Source organism: Aliiglaciecola sp. LCG003, from assembly GCF_030316135.1.
In the GTDB taxonomy this organism is placed as follows: domain Bacteria; phylum Pseudomonadota; class Gammaproteobacteria; order Enterobacterales; family Alteromonadaceae; genus Aliiglaciecola.
This window is the reverse complement of record NZ_CP128185.1, coordinates 3,765,827-3,783,599: the sequence shown is the minus strand read 5'-3', so window position 1 is coordinate 3,783,599 and position 17,773 is coordinate 3,765,827. Positions and strand designations below refer to the sequence as shown.

The following is a 17,773-nucleotide window of genomic DNA, read 5'->3' as shown; positions in this document are numbered from 1 at the left end:
TGCGTAAAAAAAGCTGCCCTTTAGTGCAAAATGGTCATTAAAATTGTGAGTGATTACTATGAGTGAAGGGTTAAATAAAATAGGGCTTGTACCATTTTTCACTCAACAACTACTTGATTCGAGTATCTCACACAATCAACTTGGTCGGGTTACCTCTGTGCAACGCTCGAAATGGACAGTTGTCTGTAATACCGGTGAAAAGGAAGTTGCACTTTCACCCACCTTGAGAGAGTCAGCCGCAATTGAACGGCCAACCGTAGGTGATTGGGTTGTGCTGGATGAATCACTTGTGAGAATCGAAAAGGTGCTAGATAGAAAGAGTTTATTTAAACGCTTAGGCGCAGGCAGCAGTGCTGACGTCCAACCAATCGCGGCAAATATAGACACGCTGTTCATCGTCACATCCTGCAATGAAGAGTTTAAAGAGTCTCGCATAGAGCGTTACCTTGCACTGTGCGCAGAAGCCGGGGCAATGCCAGTTATTGTTCTTACCAAAACCGACCTTACCGATGATACAGATATATATGTGGCTCGTGCTCGCAGCCTTCAAGCTGGTGTGCCCGTAGAAACCGCTAACGCTCTTGACCCCTCGACTCTCGAAGGGCTCAGAGCTTGGATCGACCAGACCTCTACCGTTGCGCTGGTGGGTTCTTCAGGCGTTGGTAAGTCTTCACTGTTAAATGCCCTTGCTGGTCATTCAATGGCTGCGACCAGCGATATTCGTCAGCAAGATAAAAAGGGGCGGCATACAACCACCCATCGACAACTGCACCTGTTGTCCTCAGGTGGCTTGATAATTGACGTTCCGGGTATGCGAGAGCTTAGAGTGGCTGAAGTAGAACAATCATTAGGAACTGTGTTTGCTGACATTGAGGTATTGGCGCAGCAATGTCAGTTCGCTGATTGTAACCACGAGGCTGAGCCTGGGTGTGCAGTTTTGCAAGCCATTGAAGACGGCAAAATAGACAGCCGCAGGTTGGCAAATTACCAGAAATTGCTGCGCGAGAATGCTGTGGCAACAGCCACGCTAGCTGAGAAACGTGCCAAGGGGCGTGATTTCGCAAAAATGGTCAAGCAGGTTAAGCGGCTGAAGGATCAAAAAGGGTCGGAATGAGTATTGGAATATTCAATCCGACCCCGTTTTGTTTTTCTAAGATGTAACGCGCTGATGACTCTCGTGGGCTACTTCATGTTTCAGGGTCAGTGCAATAAGCAATATCGCGCCTATACAGCCGCCAACAAGCAAGATGAATCCGCCGTCCCAACCGAAGTAATCAACCGTATAACCCAGCGCAATGTTCGCCACCACCGCGCCGCCTAAGTAGCCAAATAGGCCTGTTAAGCCAGCTGCTGTGCCAGCGGCTTTTTTAGGAACAAGTTCAAGGGCAAATAAACCTATCAACATAACGGGGCCGTATATGAGAAAACCAATTGCCATAAGCGCGGCAATATCCACTCCGGGGTTACCGGCAGGATTCATCCAATACACTATGACGGCCAACAAAACTAACACCATATATAGAATGGCAGCTGGAGCACGGCGACCTTTAAACCAACGATCACTTATCCAACCGCATAGTAGTGTGCCTGGGATCCCCGCCCACTCATAGAGAAAGTATGCCCAAGAGCTTTTGTCGAATGAGAAGTCTTTAACTTCATACAAATAGGTTGGAGCCCAATCCAGCACTCCATACCGAATTAAATACACAAACGCATTGGCCACAGCAATAAACCAAAGCAGTTTATTATTCAGCACATACTGCATGAAAATTTGCTTCGCGGTTAGTTCTTCTTCGTGGGCTTTGGAATACTGTGCAGGGTAGTCATTGCGGTACTCTTCAATAGGCGGTAAGCCGCAAGATTGCGGTGTATCTTTCATGGTGAAATAAATGAAAACGGCAATCAAGGTCGCGGCAGCAGCTGGTAGGTAAAAAGCACTGTGCCAGTCGTTAAACCATGCCATACCAAGAATGAAAAGGGGTCCAATTAAGCCTCCTCCAACATTATGAGCAATATTCCAAAAGGATACGGTTTGGCCCCTTTCATTGCCAGAATACCAATGCACCATAGTGCGGCCACAGGCCGGCCAACCTATTCCTTGTGCCCATCCGTTGATAAATAGCAGCACGAAGATAGTGGCAACACTTTGGGTCGCCCAATCGGTAAAGCCAAACAAAAACATAACGCCAGATGAAATCAGCAAACCCGTCATCAAAAAATAACGGGGATTACTGCGGTCTGACACGCTGCCCATCAGAAATTTACTCAAACCATAGGCAATAGATACCGCTGATAAAGCAACACCAAGCTGACCTTTGCTAAAGCCTTGCTCCTCGATTAGAAATGGCATGGCCAGTGAAAAGTTTTTTCGCACCAGGTAATAACCAGCGTAACCAACAAAAATGCCAATGAACACCTGCCAACGCAGAACTTTATACTCATGGGCTATTTCTTTTTCGGGCAGCCGAGGTTGATGAGGGGCGGGTTTAAAAATACCGAACATAGAATACTTGCTACCACTTTTAGTTTTATTAATTAAAACAGATATTAAAGGTTAATGGTATGTTAACGGTGTGACAATTTGCTTGAGGTTATTTGGGGTCAGAGTAAAATAGTCTATGAGGGACAGCTTTGGTGGCTGTGTTTGTATTTTACTCTGACCCTGAGGTATCCCCACGAAATAAACAGAGAAGTAATTTAAAATAATTTGGAACATTCACGGTACTTGGTGATCAGATCAATCGCCAAACATCACTAAAGACCAATACCATGAATGAAGTTGTTATTTTGAAGAAGTTCCTTAGAGCTGTCACGCCCAAAATGCATAAAGTTAGACGAGCGTCATTAACGAGTTGTGTGAGCAGTTTGCTAAATGGAGCTAAAGCCAGTGTTACCAGCATGGGACGCGGTATTTCATCTTCAGCATATGAAAAACATCGCATTAAACAAGCGGACCGCTTGTTGTCTAATAAACACATTATTAATGAACAATTACCTATCTATCAAGCCATCTATACGCAATATACGAATGCTTCATCACGCCCTATTATTCTGATTGACTGGTCTGACTTAGATACGCATAAAGGCTGTTTTTTGCTAAGGGCTTCGGTAGCTTTTAATGGCCGAGGAGTGGCTATTTATCAAGAAGTTCATGATATGAGCACGAAAGAAAAACGGTGCACGCACAAGGCGTTTTTAGCAAAATTAAAGACGATTATCGATGACGATGCTAAACCGATAATTGTGACAGATGCTGGCTATAAAACCCCTTGGTTTAAAGAGGTCATTGCTCTGGGGTGGGACTTTGCAGGAAGAGTCCGCAAGCCTATGATGTATGTTAATCAAAAAGAAGACTGGGAGCATACCTCTGAGTTATATAAGCGAGCTACCAGTCAACCTATAGGGTTTACTAGCCATATTTGCCGCAGCCAACCTTTAGCATGTACCTTGGTGTTATTTAAAGGAAAAAGCAAAGGCCGACATAGCTTAACGCAACATAACATTGCCCGCCAATCTAAGTGTTCCAAGGTCCATGCAAGAGGTGCTACAGACCCTTGGTTAATTGCCACATCACTTCCTCGCACCAAAAGTTTAGGTAAAAAAATAGTCGCTATTTATCGACTGCGTATGCAAATTGAAGAAGAGTTTAGAGATATCAAAAGCAGTTTATTTGGATTGGGTTTTGAACACCATAAAAGCCGATGTATACACCGCATTGCAGTACTCATCCTTATCGCTACACTTGCCAGTATTCTGGCCAACATTATAGGTCTAGCAATGTTCACGGCTGGTTTACACCGTCGCTATCAAGCGAACACAGTTAAGGTTAGACGAGTATTATCGTTTCACTATTTAGGATTGAGAGGCTTCGTAGATAAGCATTTCAAATTGCTCAGCGAGCAATTTGAAACTGCGGTATTAAATATCAGAACTATGATAGCAGACAATTTTAATGATTGAATATTCGTGGGGATCCCTCAGGGTCAGAGTAAAATAGTCTATGAGGGACAGCTTTGGTGGCTGTGGTTGTATTTTACTCTGACCCCAGAGTTCGCGGTTCCTTTGCTTGTATTTTACTCTGCCCCCCGAGTCCCTTCTAGCAATGCTGCAATGTCGTTTGAACGTTGCTCGAATTTGCTGTTTAAATAAGAGAAGCGAGCGACTGTGGCAGCTAGCACCACTGCATTGACGCACACAATTACGAGCCATTGGCTGCCATTATCAAAATAAGCATAATCAAACACTGCGAACACCAACAATGCCAACCATAACCCGCTAACGATAGCCGCATTCACTCGCCAGTAACGCAGTTGAGTGTGCAATTGTTGGCGTTTTATAGCTAATAATTGGTTAACGTCGACACTTTGCTGTTGCCAATTATTTTGTTTTAGTTTGAAAGACCAGAGACTAAAGCCTATTGGTACTGCGCTAAGAGCAACAAATAGCGCTGAACTGAGCAGACTAGCAGCGAATACTAGCGCAACATAAATGCAGTACAGACTAACTCCTGCGCCCAAAACTAGTTCTAACCATGCTTTTGTTTGCTCTTTTTTTTGCGCTTTGGATACTTGTTTAATCAGCGCGCTAGTATCTACATCAGGTGTGCTTTGTTGGTACTGCTGCTGCCAATTTTTAAATTTTTGGTCCATGATATTTCTCTACAAAAGTGATTCTAACTGCTGGCGAGCGCGACTTGCACGTTTTGCTACTGCCGTTTCATTGATACCTAGCACATCGCCTATCTCTGCTTGGGTCAAGCCTTCTAGTTGCATGGTTATCACTTGACGATGACCCAAAGGCAAGCGATACAAGGCAGACATAAAATCTAATTGCCTTTCGTTGTTTGCTTGAGTGTTGTGGCTAGGTAATTCGTCAATAGATTGCTGATCATTGATGGCCTCATGGCGGCGAGTTTCTCGCAACACATGATCAACCCCTCGATTATGTGCAATACGGGCGATAAAGGTTTTAATGCTGGCTTCCTGTCTATAACCTTCTAAGGCTCTCCATACCGCTAGACTAATATCTTGCAGTAAGTCTTCTCTTAATGATGGATTAACTTCGTGGGTAGCTGCTATCCGCGCCAAAAAAGGCGCGTACTCGGTTAACAGGCTTTCAATATTGAAGGATTGAGTCACATAGCGTCCTTGCTGTTAATACTATAAAAGTGCATTGATTAGTGATTGCGTAAAGATTGATAAGCACAATAATTTATGCAAATTAACAATGGGGTTAGAAATACCGCACTTAATGCGAAGGTGTAGGGTGCCAAAAATAGTATCACTGCATTTATTATCACAAATAATAGCATTGGCTGCCAAGCGTTCAAAACCATTTTTAGGCCTTTTATCAATGCGTTAGTTGGTGATTCTTGATTGAGCATTAACAAAGCAGGAACAAACATTAATAGCACCAACAATGGAGCGGAGGAGGCGAAAATACTAGCCACTTGTAGCGGTGTGATTGCGGCTATTTCGCCGAATATAATTAAATTAAAACCATCATTACCTAGCATTGCAGTTGCTACTCCAACTTGGAAAACGAAAGGTAACATTAGGACCAACGCGATAGTGGGTACATATTTCCAGCCCGAATAAGCTGATAAGCCTTTAAATGAAAAACGACCGCTGGTAGCTAGCTGATCTAATATTGGCCAAAGTAGCGCAGCGAAGCAGGCTCCAACCCACTTTGAAATTAATAGACCATATGGCGCAGGCAGCACTTGGAATAGGCCAGCGACTATCATCATAGCCAGTAAGCCAAAAAATAATTTAATCGGAGCGTGTAAAAATAGCTTCCAACCGCTGGAAACCCATTGGGTAAATAAAGTGGTGTTTGTCTGATTAGATAAAGTAATAGTTGTCATGGAAATAGTCTCTTTGTTGTTTGCTTACCTCCTTAGTCGATGAGTATTTAGAAAACCTGACAAATTAATTTAAATTTTTTTGTGGTGTCAATCTCAGTATCAATACAAGGCTATCCTTGAGCGCAGATGACAACCAGAATGAAACTCAGATCCTCCGGTCATTTTTAGCGGCTGCGTTAAAAATAAGCGGCTAGATGCAGTGCTGATATGGTTCAACGTATATGGCTGCGCCTACAGTAGTTGGTCCTGTATACCCGTTAGGATTACCCTAAGTTGCAACCACTCTGATAGACGTGGCTAGTTAAGCTTGCAAGCATCATATAATTCACTCGACTAACTATCCGGTACACGAACAGCAGTGATCCCGCGCCAATTTAAAATTTCAGGTTGTCCGTCTACAAGTGTGAAAGTTAAATCTATGCCGTTTTGCTGTTCAAAAAACACAGATGAGCTCTCTGGTAATATTTGCATTGCGTATTCATAATCCACTGCAAAGATAGATAACCTGCTTTCAGACAGGGAAATTTGAAAAGTCCCGCTCTCTTCTGAATGGTAGTTTCCAACAAACTTTTTCAATTCATCGACGGGCAATTCAACCAAGTTTTTAATGGTAGGCTCAACCCCTGGTAAATTATATTCGGTCGCAATTGCCTGAATTATTTCTCTGATAATGGCCCCGTTGTCCGAATTCACCATAACCACAGCAGTATAGGGAACATCCTTCCATACCATCAATGATGCACGGAAGCCTTCATCCGCCCCTCCATGGTTAAAGAAATGCTCTTTAACAACTGGCCCTAAGCCGTGATCATTGTCGCCTGCGGTAAGCATCTCAATAGCAGTTGCATATTTTATAATGCCATCTTGCTTTGATCTGAGAAGCCGTTGTATTTCAATGCCGTATTGGACTAGTTCCTCAGGGGTTGTCCACAATCCTGCCGCTGCCATCTCTGGGTAGATAGGCCATTTTCCTTCTACTTCTTCGCCAGACTCACGATACCCCGTAGCTGCAAGTGTATGGTAATGAGATGGCAGGGGATTTTGGTAAGTGCTTTTGTCCATATTGATAGGCTTGAGAACATTTTGCTGCATACTTTCAGCAAAACTGAGTTTTTCGATATTCTCGATCGCAAGTTGCATAATCGTATAACCACCACCTGAATACTGCCAGTCTGCACCTGGCGTTTTATGCACTCTAACTGGGTCAGTGTTGCCTTTACCCTCCAAAACTTCAATTACTGAAGGGATATCATCGCCTTTGTCATAACCAGGAAATCCCCATACCGTTAGGCCCGCTGTGTGATTAAGAATTCGCCGTAGAGTCACCTTTTCGGTTTTAGTAAACTCGTTATCCGGCAGGGTCCACGACGTTAAGTAAGTATTGATGTTCTCATCAAGTAAAAAACGCCCTTGATCGTGTAATTGCAGTGCTCGAAGGGCTGCCAAAGGTTTACTAATGGAGCCAGCAAGTAACATAGTGTTGGTAGACATCGCCCTAGACTGTGCAATATCAGCCATGCCGTAAGCTTTGCGCCAAAGTACCTTACCTTCATAGGCTACTGCCACGCTAACGCCGGGCACATTATAGTGTTTGAGCCGAGACTTAATGCTGTAAGCCGGATTTTTTTTACCAACAATTTGCAGAACTTCCGTTAATCCATTTTCAATACGCACTATACCTTTTTCGGTATCGTTAGCTGTCTTTTGGAATGAAGTACAGGCTGAAATTAGGGTACAAAAGAGCAAAAACATGACAGTTTTCATCGAGGATTTCCCTATTTTTATTTTTATCCGTTAACAAATATAGCGTTAATATACTGGCAATTAACCACAATTACCTGGCTTTAAATAATATTACCAAGATTCGGAAAGCGTGCCGTTGATCAGTGGCAAGGAGAGAATCAAGGGGCGAGAAAAGGTAGAGCAAGCATAAATTGGTTTAAACGCCCTATACTTGCAGCTCCTCTTGTCCCGTGATCAACTAAGTTACTCTGACCCTCTTGAAACTTTTTCTGGTGAGACGATTAAGTGGGGAGCGGTTCGGCTATTTTTAGACATCGCAACTTTCGATGGGGGGCCTTGGGAGACAACACGCCCTCCTTCATCGCCCGCCCCTGGGCCGATATCGATAATCCAGTCGCTGTTGCTGGCCACTTGCATGTCATGTTCGACCATGATGACAGTATTGCCAGCGTCAACCAGACCGTTCAACTGCGCCATCAACATAGAGACGTCTGCGGGGTGAAGGCCGGTCGTCGGTTCATCCAGCACATAGAGTGTGTCACCGCGCTGGGAGCGCTGCAGTTCGGTGGCCAGTTTGATCCGTTGAGCTTCTCCGCCTGACAATTCAGTTGCTGGCTGACCGAGTTTCAAGTAACCCAAACCGACCTGCAGCAACGCGTCTAATGCACGCAATACAGGCGGTTCATTTACAAAAAAACGCTGTGCTGATTCAACGGTCAAATCCAGTACATCTGCGATATTTTTATCCCGATATAAGATTTCAAGGGTATTGTCATTGTAACGCTGTCCGTGGCAAACCTGACAAGGTGAGTAGACGCTGGGTAAAAACAGTAGCTCCACAGAGACAAAACCTACCCCTTCACAATTCGAGCATCGCCCTTTAGCTACATTGAACGAAAACCTACCTGCATCGTACCTCCGTGTTTTGGACTCCGGGGTCGCCGCAAACAATTTACGTACATGATCAAACAAGCCTGTGTAGGTTGCTAGATTTGAACGCGGGGTACGACCGATTGGCTTTTGGTCAACTGTTACTAAACGTCGGACGTGCTCGAAACCGCTAACAATAATACCGCTGGTGGCTGTATCTAGGTCCTGCTCCAACAAATCCGACTCATCACTGGGTGCTTCTTCGGCTCTACTTACTCCCAATGCGCCCTGAACAAGTTCAACTAGAGCCTGACTCACCAAGCTGGATTTACCCGAGCCGGATACGCCTGTAACTGTGGTCATCACAGCCAGCGGAAACTTGATATCGAGTTGTTGAATATTGTTACGATTAATTCCAGATAGGCTAAGCCAAGCCGTCGGCTGACGAGGTTTATATTCGGTTTTGGCGGGGCTGCTGAAAAGGTATCGACCTGTGTGTGAGTTGCTAATATTGCGCAAACCCTCAGACGGGCCATTGTAAATCACTTCGCCTCCATGGGTTCCTGCATCTGGGCCAACATCAACAATCCAATCAGCATGACCAATGACACTGATATCATGCTCAACAACAAACACTGAGTTGCCCGCTAATATAAGTTCATCCAGCGCCCCCAGTAGGGCCTGAGTATCCGCCGGATGTAGGCCAGCCGAAGGTTCGTCAAGAACATAAACGACTCCAAATAGCTTCGACCGTATCTGGGTTGCCAAGCGCAGACGTTGTAGTTCTCCAGGCGACAAGGTGGGAGTGCTGCGTTCGAGGGAAAGATAGCCCAAACCCAGTTTTGTAAGTGCTTCCACGCGAGCCAAAATGTCACTACTGATTCGTTTAGCAACCACTCCTTTTTCCGGGTGGTGCAGGTTGTCTGGGCGGGGAAAATGGGCTACTTTGCCCAGCAGTTCTGCCATCTCAGTTAGTGTTACTTTCGACATCTCACCAATATCGAGTCCAGCAAATGTCACCGACAAAGATGCCCTTTTAAGTTTTTTTCCATTGCACTCAGGGCACTGTGAAATCTGCATGAACTGAGAAACACGTTTCTTCGTTTGAGCGCTTTGGGTGGTCGCAAAAGAGTTTAAGATGTAGCGTTTAGCACTCGAAAAGGTGCCCATGTACCTTGGTTCTTGCCGCTGTTTAATGGCTTCTCGCGCTTGCGCAACAGTGTAATCCGGATAGACAGGTACGACAGGTGTTTCATCGGTGAACAAGATCCATTCGCGAGTTTTTTTCGGTAAGCTTTTCCATGGTGTGTCGATGTCATGGCCGAGTGAAACCAGTATGCGACTCAGGTTTTTACCTTGCCAGGCTGGTGGCCAAGCAGCAATGGCTCGCTGGCGAATCGTTTTTGTATCGTCCGGAACGAGAAGCTTTTCAGTCACTTCAAATACTCGGCCAATTCCATGGCATCTGGGGCAGGCTCCTTCAGGTGTGTTTGGTGAGAACGAGTCTGCATACAATATATCCTGACCCGGCGGATATTCCCCTGCGCGAGAATAGAGCATGCGCAGGGCATTGGAGATTGTTGTGATACTTCCCACAGATGAGCGAACGGACGGAGCTCCACGTTGCTGCTGAAGCGCAACCGCCGGGGGGAGCCCATCTATTCCATCTACTTCGGGCTCTTCAACTTGGTCAATCAACCTGCGCGCATAGGGTGATACTGAATCAAGGTAGCGATGTTGGGATTCGGCGAATATTGTCCCAAAGGCCAGAGATGACTTACCTGAACCTGAGATGCCGGTAAAAACAACAAGCGCGTTGCGAGGCAAGTCAACATCGATATTCTTCAAGTTATGCACACGGGCACCTCGTACTTGAATGCAATGCTCGGGATCGCAGGGTATGTTGTTTACTTTTTCTCGAGTGATTATTGGATCTCCTTATGAATAACCGTAAAAATGCTCAATGAGGTATACGTAAAGAACCCTAAAAAAGCTCAACAGTTTTCTGGATAGACGCCATTGCTAGCGTCATTAGTTTTTAGCGAGGTGGATTTTCAATGGCATTCAGAGTATTTTTGTTAGGCGGAAAAAATTTAAATTATAAGACTCGAACATCAGATTTTTCATCATGTTGCAGTTGCCTTGAAGTCGGCATTATTAGGAGTAATGACGTTGGAATCACTAAAGTTAGCCAACTTCTTACACCCAAAACCACTCCCTAATGGACTTGATGTGCAATGTAAATTGCAGCACTTTGCCATAATTACGTATGCAGCAGATCCCGCTAAGTTTGAAGGACTTTTTCCAGATAGATTCAAATTAGATACTCTAGTGGTAGATGGAAAGGTCAAAGCGCTAATTTCAGTGGTACCTTTTATTGACCTCGATTTTACCTCTGCAGTCTTTCCATTTCCGAAGTTTACAATGGGACAAACTAACTACCGGATTTACATTATCGATCGAGAATCAAACGAAAGGTGTGTTTGGTTCTTAGGTACGACGTTGGATTCATGGACACTAGCAGTACCTAAATTTGTTTGGAATTTGCCTTGGTATAGTGGAGAGGTTAAATTTGATTGTGTTTTTGATAACTCACAACAAATATATCTCAAATATAAAATGACAACTGCTGCAACTTGGGCTCCCGCGACTGTTGAGTTAAGCCAAACTAAACACGCTGAATTATCTTTACCTGGATTTCCTGATACGGAAACAGGGCTTGTCTATTTAACCCATCCGCTAGCCAGTTTCTATTACCGTCGGGATGGTAAGTTGGGGACTTATCGGGTGTGGCACAAGCGACTTGACGTTTCCGCAGCAAACCTCAAGTTTGCTAGTTTTGAATTGTTATCACGATTAGGATTAGTGTCACAAGAAGAGCAACAGGTAGCGCACAGTGTCCTCATAGAGCCTATAAATGAATTTACTATTTATCTGCCCTCTAAAGTGGTGAAGTCCGAGTCACCCAATTTCGATATTTGACACCTCATCCCCATATAGTTGGCTTTACTGTTGGTGAGGAGTTCAGCTAATTTTAGCTTAAAGCCGTTTCTATAGGTTTAGGGGTAACTAGGGTAGTCATTATGTTTAATGCTTGCTATTGACTATAAAGACTGAATATAGGCCCTTAAACCAATGAGGGCCTGCATTAATTAATTCAATTTGGTTTGTTCTTTTTTACGCAGCTCAGAATCAAATACGTCGGGGAAAACCACAATCCCTTCTTCCTCTGGGTTGGGAAAAACTGCGATACAAACGCCATCACCTTCCAAGCCTTTTGTCCAACGTTCGTACCAATCATTCAAGCTTATTGCTTTGGGCTCACATTCTGCCCACTCGCCCGTAGCCCAGCTTTGTGCAAACTCACGTGCTGGCCAAACGGGAACACAATCTTCATCTTCACTATTGAGCATCACACAACCGTGTTCGTCGGTGAGGATCCAAATTTGTTTGTTTAAAGATACTTGTGACAGCAAATACGCATGGCGTTTTTCCGCCGACATTTGAACAATTTCATCGAGTTCAATAGACATAGTAGATTCCTTATAAGGTGAGTCATGTTATTCAAAAACAGCGCCGCACACCGATTTACTTTTAAATTTATCCGCCTAAACAAACACCTAGTGTATGCGCAACATCGGACATTCCATGAATAACTGGTTTATACCATTAAAAACACCGAGGCTGCTAGAGTTTGCACGCTGGTTATTCATTTCTTTTATAGATTTTTGCACACAGGAGGAGCTTGACAGATATGACCAGACCTTGAATTCACTAGCGCTAAAGGGCAATCAACTGTCGCGCTGTGTTTATCGACTCGTAGCAATAGGTAAATTATATGTTGTGTATTGGGATTTTATGCCGTACACTCAGCGACTTGTTGGTAATCCTTAACACTAACATTAATTTATACCCCCTATTGCAATGCCTTCCTTGATCCAGTCAGCATCTTTAGAATTTTTACTTATTTATTGCTTTGTTTTTAGAAGATTTTCTCAAACTAAATGTTTTTATTTAGCGCAAAACGATAATTAAGTTGTGTTTATATTTGGCGATTTAACGCCATTCATTTAGAGTTTAATTATGTCTTATTTATATAACGGGCAACAGATCCGTATCATGCAACCAGTGCATTCAATTTCTGTAAACAAAAATAATGCTGTGATAAATCACGCTCAAGGTTCAAGTAATGTTTCTTTTACCAATTCATCTGATTTTAAGAAATTTATCAGTTGGTTAGCTGAAAATTAGCACAGGCTTTACTACTGCAAATATCTGAAGGCAGTCAATAGATCAATCATCGTCTGCCACTTTAGAATTCCTCGCGCGTAATCTATCGAATTCCTTTACTTTTTGCGTTTGTGGTTGCGACCTGTGCCCCAACCTATGACTGCTGCTCCAATGAATGCGCATGCCCATGCATAAGGTAGAAGGTGGGGAAAAGTATCTTTAGCTAAGATTATTAGTAGTAAACCAGTAATGCACAATAGCCAACCTGCAATTTCAGTTTTGCTAAGGTACTTAGTTAAAAAGTTAGTGGGTGGTTTATTGGACTGATCCATTTACGTCTCTTTTTGCGATGGCGGTGGGCATTCTCACTGATTCGACTGCGTTGGGCAACTAAAACAGTTCGAACAGGATGGGTCAGCTAAAGTTAGGCAACACAGCAATTGTTTCTACCTTGTTCCTTAGCTTGATACATAGCTCGGTCGGCACGGCCCAGCCATTCAAATGCAGATTCATGAGGATTATACTTGGCGGTTCCCACTGAGATAGTTACTTCATGCTCCGCCAGCCAACCATCTGATTCAACAGCATGGCGTAAGCTTTCTGCCAATTTTATCGCTTCGTTGATAGGTGTGTTTTCTGCAATTAACACAAACTCCTCACCGCCAAATCGGTATAGCTTGTCTGTACTTCTAATTCGCTTTTCAATAGTATCCACAAAGGCGATTAAAATGTCATCGCCTTTGGCATGCCCAAAATTATCATTAACTTTTTTAAAATTGTCTAAATCCATCAATATTAGCGATGCGGGATATCCTTGTTCTCTGCGTTGAAAGGCTATGGTATCTAACAGTTTTTGTTCCATGGCTCTTCGATTACCTGCACCGGTAAGGGGATCCTTAGTGGCCAACTCGGCTAGTTGATCTTGCTGTTTGCGCATACGGTCGGAAAACGCATAGCTAAATAATAAGGTTGCAATGGCAGATACGTAGAATTCTAAGGTCAGAAATAATGTCAACTCGTCGTATAATACTAGGCCTAATCCCACTAATACCAAACCACTGAGTAATGCCGCAACATTAACTGGTAGCAGAAAAAAAATGGCGGTCAACGCGGGATAAATCCACATAAGTTGACCACTACCCTTTAGGGTAACACTGATAAATACAATCAACATTGCCAGAAATGCGAGTAATCTGGCTGGGACCTTGGTGTTGTGGGTAATGTATACATAACCAAACAAGGAGCCAATCGCAATCACTGCGAAGATGTCGAGCAGCGCGACCGCCCAGTCTTGCTGAATGAGCCGTAAAATCGCAAATGGCAGAATACCTAAACTACTAACACCGCTCAATGTCATTATAATGTATTCTTCAGCGCATCGTTTTGGCTTTGAAGTATGGTTAATCATCGTATTGCATCCTCCATGATGCGTTCATCACTAGCATTGTCACTGCCTGTTTTTTGTTCGATATGCAAAGCTGAGTATAAACTATTAATTAATTTTTAACCTAATAGATAGCGCAGGCGTGCTATCCGTGATCTTTTAGTAGCCCTTTTCCCAGTCGATCAAATAATTGAGTGAAGAGTTGGCAATGTAGCGTTGATAATTATCGATAAAAATCCGAACCAGCTCTTCTGGCTTTGAAATGGCCGCAGTATGTTGGGTGATATATAGATTTGGTAAAGACCAGAATGTGTGATTTGCTGGCAAAGGTTCGGTTTTAAATACATCCAACACTGCGGCTTTGAGTGCTCCTTGACGAAGCGCGTCGCCTAAGGCAACCTCATCCACCACTTGGCCTCGCCCGGCGTTTATCAGCACACAATGTTTAGCAAGGTTACTGATAAAGGTCCTATCAATCACGTTTTCTGTTTCTGTGGTATGCGGCAGCAATGACACCAAGTAGTCAGCTTTGGCTGCAAACACCTCATGTTGTTCAATGGCATAGTACTCATCTATGTAATCACACTCTACTTTTGAGCGGGCAACTCCGATCACATACATACCAAATTGTTTGGCCATTTTGGCCACTTCTTTGCCGATCGAGCCGACCCCTAAAATGACTATGGTTTGAGCATACAGGTTATTACAATGTATAGGTTGCCAACTCTGTTGTTGCTGCAAACGTTTATAGTCGTAAATCTGTCTTGAGAAATAGAGCAAATAGGCAAAAACATATTCTTGCATTTGCTTGCCAAATACATCTTTAACACCCGTTAACAAGATCTCACTGCGACGGCAATCGGTAATGGGCTTCACTCCTGCCCAAGTAGACTGTATCCACTTTAAATTTGGGCAGTGATCTAGTACTTCAACGCAAAGATCAGGGTCGCCAAACAAAATGTCACATTCAGCCAGTAGTGCTGTCTCTTTTGGAGCCGTTGTGCGCAACGTAATACCAAGATCGGGTAAATTGGCCGCCTCTAAACATTTTCCATAACCTTCTAGGTCACGAGTTAGTACTAGTAAATTTCTCATTTGTGCCTTAAAAGTAAATATAAGTTTCCTATGGTTGCCAATATTCCAAATATAATTCGTTTAAAATGTTTATTGTGTGAATTAAATTGGTTTAAAGTGTGAGAATAAAAATGCTAATCAATTGGCAACATTCACCTGTAAGAGTAAACATATGCACAATGATCAACAAGTCTCACAAGCGAAATTACTATCACCCAAGCGCAATACCTCTAAGGCCGAAAGCATTGAACAGCTGGCTGCTGAGCAACTAGCCCATTTTGGTATAGATGCGGATTCTGATTATGGTAAGGCTTTATTTCAAGCTGCCAGTCATTTCTATCTTGCTCAGTTAGACATAAATGCCTTGTGGAAAATCACCAATGAAACTCTCGAAGGCCTAAATAAAGAAGACAAGCTTGCCTATTTTAATGCCAAGAAGTTTTTATCTTTTCAAATAGCCAAGGTACTCGACACCTTACAAAATCCGTTTCGAGCCACTTATCAAAGTATGACTAAGCAAAATGGTTCTCAAATCTCCAAGAGTCACTATCCTCTATTTGATAATGTCACCGCACTATTTTCTGCTACTCCGGTGATCGTTAGAACTGCTACCTATGTTTATGCTTGTACTGAGTGGGTTGATGATGCCTTTCAGGGTAAGGAGTTCACCCACCAAATATATTCCCGTTTGTTGAATCCAACCAATATTTCGTTAGCCAATGCTATTGTTGATTTGGAAGCCGGTCCGTACTCTGCTGACTATCTGGCCTGGAACTTCAATTCAGGGATGGCTGCAATTGATGCGCTACTATCTAATGTATTAGGCCATGGTGATGTTTTAATTGTATCTCGAAATGTTTATGGCGGAGTCTATCAACTGCTACATGATTTCTTTGCTAGGAAAAATCGACTAGACATTCAACTCGAATGGTTTGATGGCTATTCAACCGACGAGTTCAAGCGTTTTATGGATGAGGTAAAAGATAAACACAAAGACCGCTTACAAGATGATAAGGCTTTGCATGTTTATATTGAGTCGCCGTGCAATCCCCATGGTTATGTATTAGACATAGCAGGAATTTGTGAGGAAGCTCACAAAAACGATCATTTGGTGATGTTGGATGCTACCTTAGCTACTCCTGTTCTCCATCAACCTTTGCAACAAAAAGACAAAGCAAAGCGTCCCGATTATATCGTCCACAGTTACACTAAAGATTTGTGCGGAAGTGGGGCGACAACCGCTGGTGTGGTGATTGGCGAAGGCTATCGAATGTTCCAAGCCAAAGGTGATTGTGTAAATGGTTATGATTGGTCGCGCACTATGTTTTGGGATGTGTATTACATCAAAGGAGCATTCTTGGATTCTGAGAAAGCCTTCGATGTGTTAAATGGTATGAAAACACTAGAACCACGCATCATGAACAAGGTAATCAATACGCAAGTATTCAGTCAGTTCCTTGCGTCCCACCCAGCGCTAAATGTGAATAGCCATGCTCTGCCAGATCATCCCAATGCACCGATTAAAGAAAAGCAAATGCGCCATGGCTGGCCATGTGCATTATTTACCGTTGATATGGAAAGAGCCGGTTTGCAGCGGGATGTGTTTGTGCGCTTTTTCGATGCGTTGGAGCCCGCCTTTAGTCATCAGGTCAGTATCGGACAAAATAATACCATCATCTTGTGCCCAGCTTTGACGTCGCACTCTGAAATGTCACGTCAGGAGCAGCATAAAGCTGGGATCCACACCACAACAATGCGAATTGCTATGGGCACTGATAATGTCAAAGAGTTGCTGGCTCATTTCATTAATAGCGCCAAATTGCATATTGACCCCCATCTACCCGGTTTCAGTGAGCAGTTTATGAGTGCGCAAGATCTAGATGAATTATATATGCAAACTTGTATGCGAGTGTGTGAGCAGCATTATGGCTCTGGCGCAAGCATGTCCAGCTTACTCAGTTAGACCTATACAATATGGCTGAGAGGACGGTATGTTCTCTCAGTCTTTGTATCCCCATGCAGCGTGAGGCGTTGCCACCGGATTAGTTAAATCAAAATCAACTCGGAACTCCCGGCCCTGCCGTATTAAACGATAGGTAAATTTATCAGGGTAAATATACATTTGCCATGTATTCCCTATCGATTGAGGAATGCCGGCATCAACAAATAATTGCTTGGAATATTGGTCAGCTGGAAACGACTGAACTTGAGGCCAGCCATCATCTAAAGTATGTCCGCCATATTGGCTCAACTTATCCTCACTGCCATCTTCGTGCCTATGATCATGTTTAAGACTAAGGCCTGCGACTGTTTTGCTAATAACCCAAGTTCTTGAGGCATTACTTCCCACATGAAAAGGGATATGCAGGGTATCATCACTACATTGCCTGACATGCATAATAAGTTTTTTGTTGTTAAATCCATCGCCAGGGGCATTGTCGACGGTTACCTGACCTGCAAACGCTTTGCCACACAATGCGTGCAAACTGTTGAAAAACTGTGCCTGAGCTGAAATGGAAGATGAGTTAGCAAGGGCCGTAAAATTGACAAATGCCAGTACAACGGTTGCAAGAATGATATTCAAATGCATAGATTAGACCTCGGAT

At 43.5% G+C, this 17,773-nt stretch carries 14 protein-coding genes; 4 read left to right on the top strand and 10 right to left on the bottom strand.

Features of this window, described 5'->3' with window-relative positions; all coding sequences use genetic code 11:
• The first annotated feature begins 58 nt into the window (after positions 1-58).
• Complete coding sequence (gene rsgA / locus QR722_RS16460) at positions 59-1,114, top strand: ribosome small subunit-dependent GTPase A (protein WP_286284033.1); 1,056 nt, start codon at positions 59-61, stop codon at positions 1,112-1,114.
• A 36-nt stretch (positions 1,115-1,150) separates the two neighbouring features.
• Here rsgA and glpT read toward each other — a convergent pair whose 3' ends face one another.
• Entirely contained in the window at positions 1,151-2,503 is a 1,353-nt protein-coding gene (gene glpT, locus QR722_RS16455; protein ID WP_286284032.1) for a glycerol-3-phosphate transporter, read from the bottom strand.
• Positions 2,504-2,769: 266 nt separating this feature from the next.
• Between glpT and QR722_RS16450 the strand changes: the two genes are divergently transcribed.
• Positions 2,770-3,960, top strand: a complete 1,191-nt coding sequence (locus tag QR722_RS16450; RefSeq protein WP_286284030.1) for an IS4 family transposase — start codon at positions 2,770-2,772, stop codon at positions 3,958-3,960.
• Between the two features lie 113 nt (positions 3,961-4,073).
• On the opposite strand, the gene QR722_RS16445 is transcribed toward QR722_RS16450, so the two are convergent.
• The 5 genes from QR722_RS16445 to QR722_RS16425 all read right to left on the bottom strand — a co-directional run bounded on the left by QR722_RS16445 (position 4,074) and on the right by QR722_RS16425 (position 10,408).
• On the bottom strand, positions 4,074-4,649 hold the full coding sequence (locus QR722_RS16445) for a hypothetical protein (RefSeq protein ID WP_286284029.1): 576 nt from the start codon (positions 4,647-4,649) through the stop codon (positions 4,074-4,076).
• Between the two features lie 9 nt (positions 4,650-4,658).
• Entirely contained in the window at positions 4,659-5,138 is a 480-nt protein-coding gene (locus QR722_RS16440) for an RNA polymerase sigma factor (RefSeq protein ID WP_286284028.1), read from the bottom strand.
• A 38-nt stretch (positions 5,139-5,176) separates the two neighbouring features.
• A complete protein-coding gene (locus QR722_RS16435) occupies positions 5,177-5,866 on the bottom strand; it encodes a hypothetical protein (RefSeq protein ID WP_286284027.1) in 690 nt (229 codons plus the stop codon).
• 333 nt (positions 5,867-6,199) lie between these two features.
• Positions 6,200-7,630: a serine hydrolase domain-containing protein gene (locus tag QR722_RS16430; RefSeq protein ID WP_286284026.1), complete on the bottom strand. Its 1,431-nt coding sequence runs from the start codon at positions 7,628-7,630 to the stop codon at positions 6,200-6,202.
• A 222-nt stretch (positions 7,631-7,852) separates the two neighbouring features.
• Positions 7,853-10,408, bottom strand: a complete 2,556-nt coding sequence (locus tag QR722_RS16425) for an excinuclease ABC subunit UvrA (RefSeq protein WP_286287713.1) — start codon at positions 10,406-10,408, stop codon at positions 7,853-7,855.
• Between the two features lie 237 nt (positions 10,409-10,645).
• On the opposite strand from QR722_RS16425, the gene QR722_RS16420 reads away from it, so the two are divergent.
• On the top strand, positions 10,646-11,461 hold the full coding sequence (locus QR722_RS16420) for a DUF2071 domain-containing protein (protein ID WP_502872483.1): 816 nt from the start codon (positions 10,646-10,648) through the stop codon (positions 11,459-11,461).
• A gap of 170 nt (positions 11,462-11,631) precedes the next feature.
• On the opposite strand, the gene QR722_RS16415 is transcribed toward QR722_RS16420, so the two are convergent.
• From QR722_RS16415 to QR722_RS16405, 3 genes are all read right to left on the bottom strand, one after another.
• Positions 11,632-12,012, bottom strand: coding sequence for a DUF2750 domain-containing protein (locus tag QR722_RS16415; protein ID WP_286284024.1), 381 nt, complete (start codon positions 12,010-12,012; stop codon positions 11,632-11,634).
• 1,121 nt (positions 12,013-13,133) lie between these two features.
• Positions 13,134-14,117, bottom strand: coding sequence for a GGDEF domain-containing protein (locus QR722_RS16410; RefSeq protein ID WP_286284023.1), 984 nt, complete (start codon positions 14,115-14,117; stop codon positions 13,134-13,136).
• Between the two features lie 135 nt (positions 14,118-14,252).
• Positions 14,253-15,188 (bottom strand): D-2-hydroxyacid dehydrogenase, encoded by a 936-nt coding sequence (locus QR722_RS16405; protein WP_286284022.1) that lies wholly within the window; start codon positions 15,186-15,188, stop codon positions 14,253-14,255.
• Positions 15,189-15,339: 151 nt separating this feature from the next.
• Here QR722_RS16405 and QR722_RS16400 point away from each other — a divergent pair, with 151 nt between their 5' ends.
• Positions 15,340-17,130 (top strand): trans-sulfuration enzyme family protein, encoded by a 1,791-nt coding sequence (locus QR722_RS16400; protein ID WP_286284021.1) that lies wholly within the window; start codon positions 15,340-15,342, stop codon positions 17,128-17,130.
• Positions 17,131-17,166: 36 nt separating this feature from the next.
• Here the strand turns inward: QR722_RS16400 and QR722_RS16395 are convergent, their stop codons facing one another.
• Positions 17,167-17,757 carry a hypothetical protein gene (locus tag QR722_RS16395; RefSeq protein ID WP_286284020.1) on the bottom strand — a complete coding sequence of 197 codons (591 nt, stop codon included), beginning with the start codon at positions 17,755-17,757 and terminating at the stop codon, positions 17,167-17,169.
• Between the last annotated feature and the right edge of the window lie 16 nt (positions 17,758-17,773).

Coding starts and splice junctions, on each gene's coding strand:
- QR722_RS16405 (WP_286284022.1), bottom strand. CDS start 15,188: ATGAGAAATTTACTAGTACTAACTCGTGACCTAGAAGGTTATGGAAAA.
- QR722_RS16410 (WP_286284023.1), bottom strand. CDS start 14,117: ATGATTAACCATACTTCAAAGCCAAAACGATGCGCTGAAGAATACATT.
- QR722_RS16450 (WP_286284030.1), top strand. CDS start 2,770: ATGAATGAAGTTGTTATTTTGAAGAAGTTCCTTAGAGCTGTCACGCCC.
- QR722_RS16420 (WP_502872483.1), top strand. CDS start 10,646: ATGACGTTGGAATCACTAAAGTTAGCCAACTTCTTACACCCAAAACCA.
- QR722_RS16430 (WP_286284026.1), bottom strand. CDS start 7,630: ATGAAAACTGTCATGTTTTTGCTCTTTTGTACCCTAATTTCAGCCTGT.
- QR722_RS16445 (WP_286284029.1), bottom strand. CDS start 4,649: ATGGACCAAAAATTTAAAAATTGGCAGCAGCAGTACCAACAAAGCACA.
- QR722_RS16395 (WP_286284020.1), bottom strand. CDS start 17,757: ATGCATTTGAATATCATTCTTGCAACCGTTGTACTGGCATTTGTCAAT.
- glpT (WP_286284032.1), bottom strand. CDS start 2,503: ATGTTCGGTATTTTTAAACCCGCCCCTCATCAACCTCGGCTGCCCGAA.
- QR722_RS16415 (WP_286284024.1), bottom strand. CDS start 12,012: ATGTCTATTGAACTCGATGAAATTGTTCAAATGTCGGCGGAAAAACGC.
- rsgA (WP_286284033.1), top strand. CDS start 59: ATGAGTGAAGGGTTAAATAAAATAGGGCTTGTACCATTTTTCACTCAA.
- QR722_RS16435 (WP_286284027.1), bottom strand. CDS start 5,866: ATGACAACTATTACTTTATCTAATCAGACAAACACCACTTTATTTACC.
- QR722_RS16400 (WP_286284021.1), top strand. CDS start 15,340: ATGCACAATGATCAACAAGTCTCACAAGCGAAATTACTATCACCCAAG.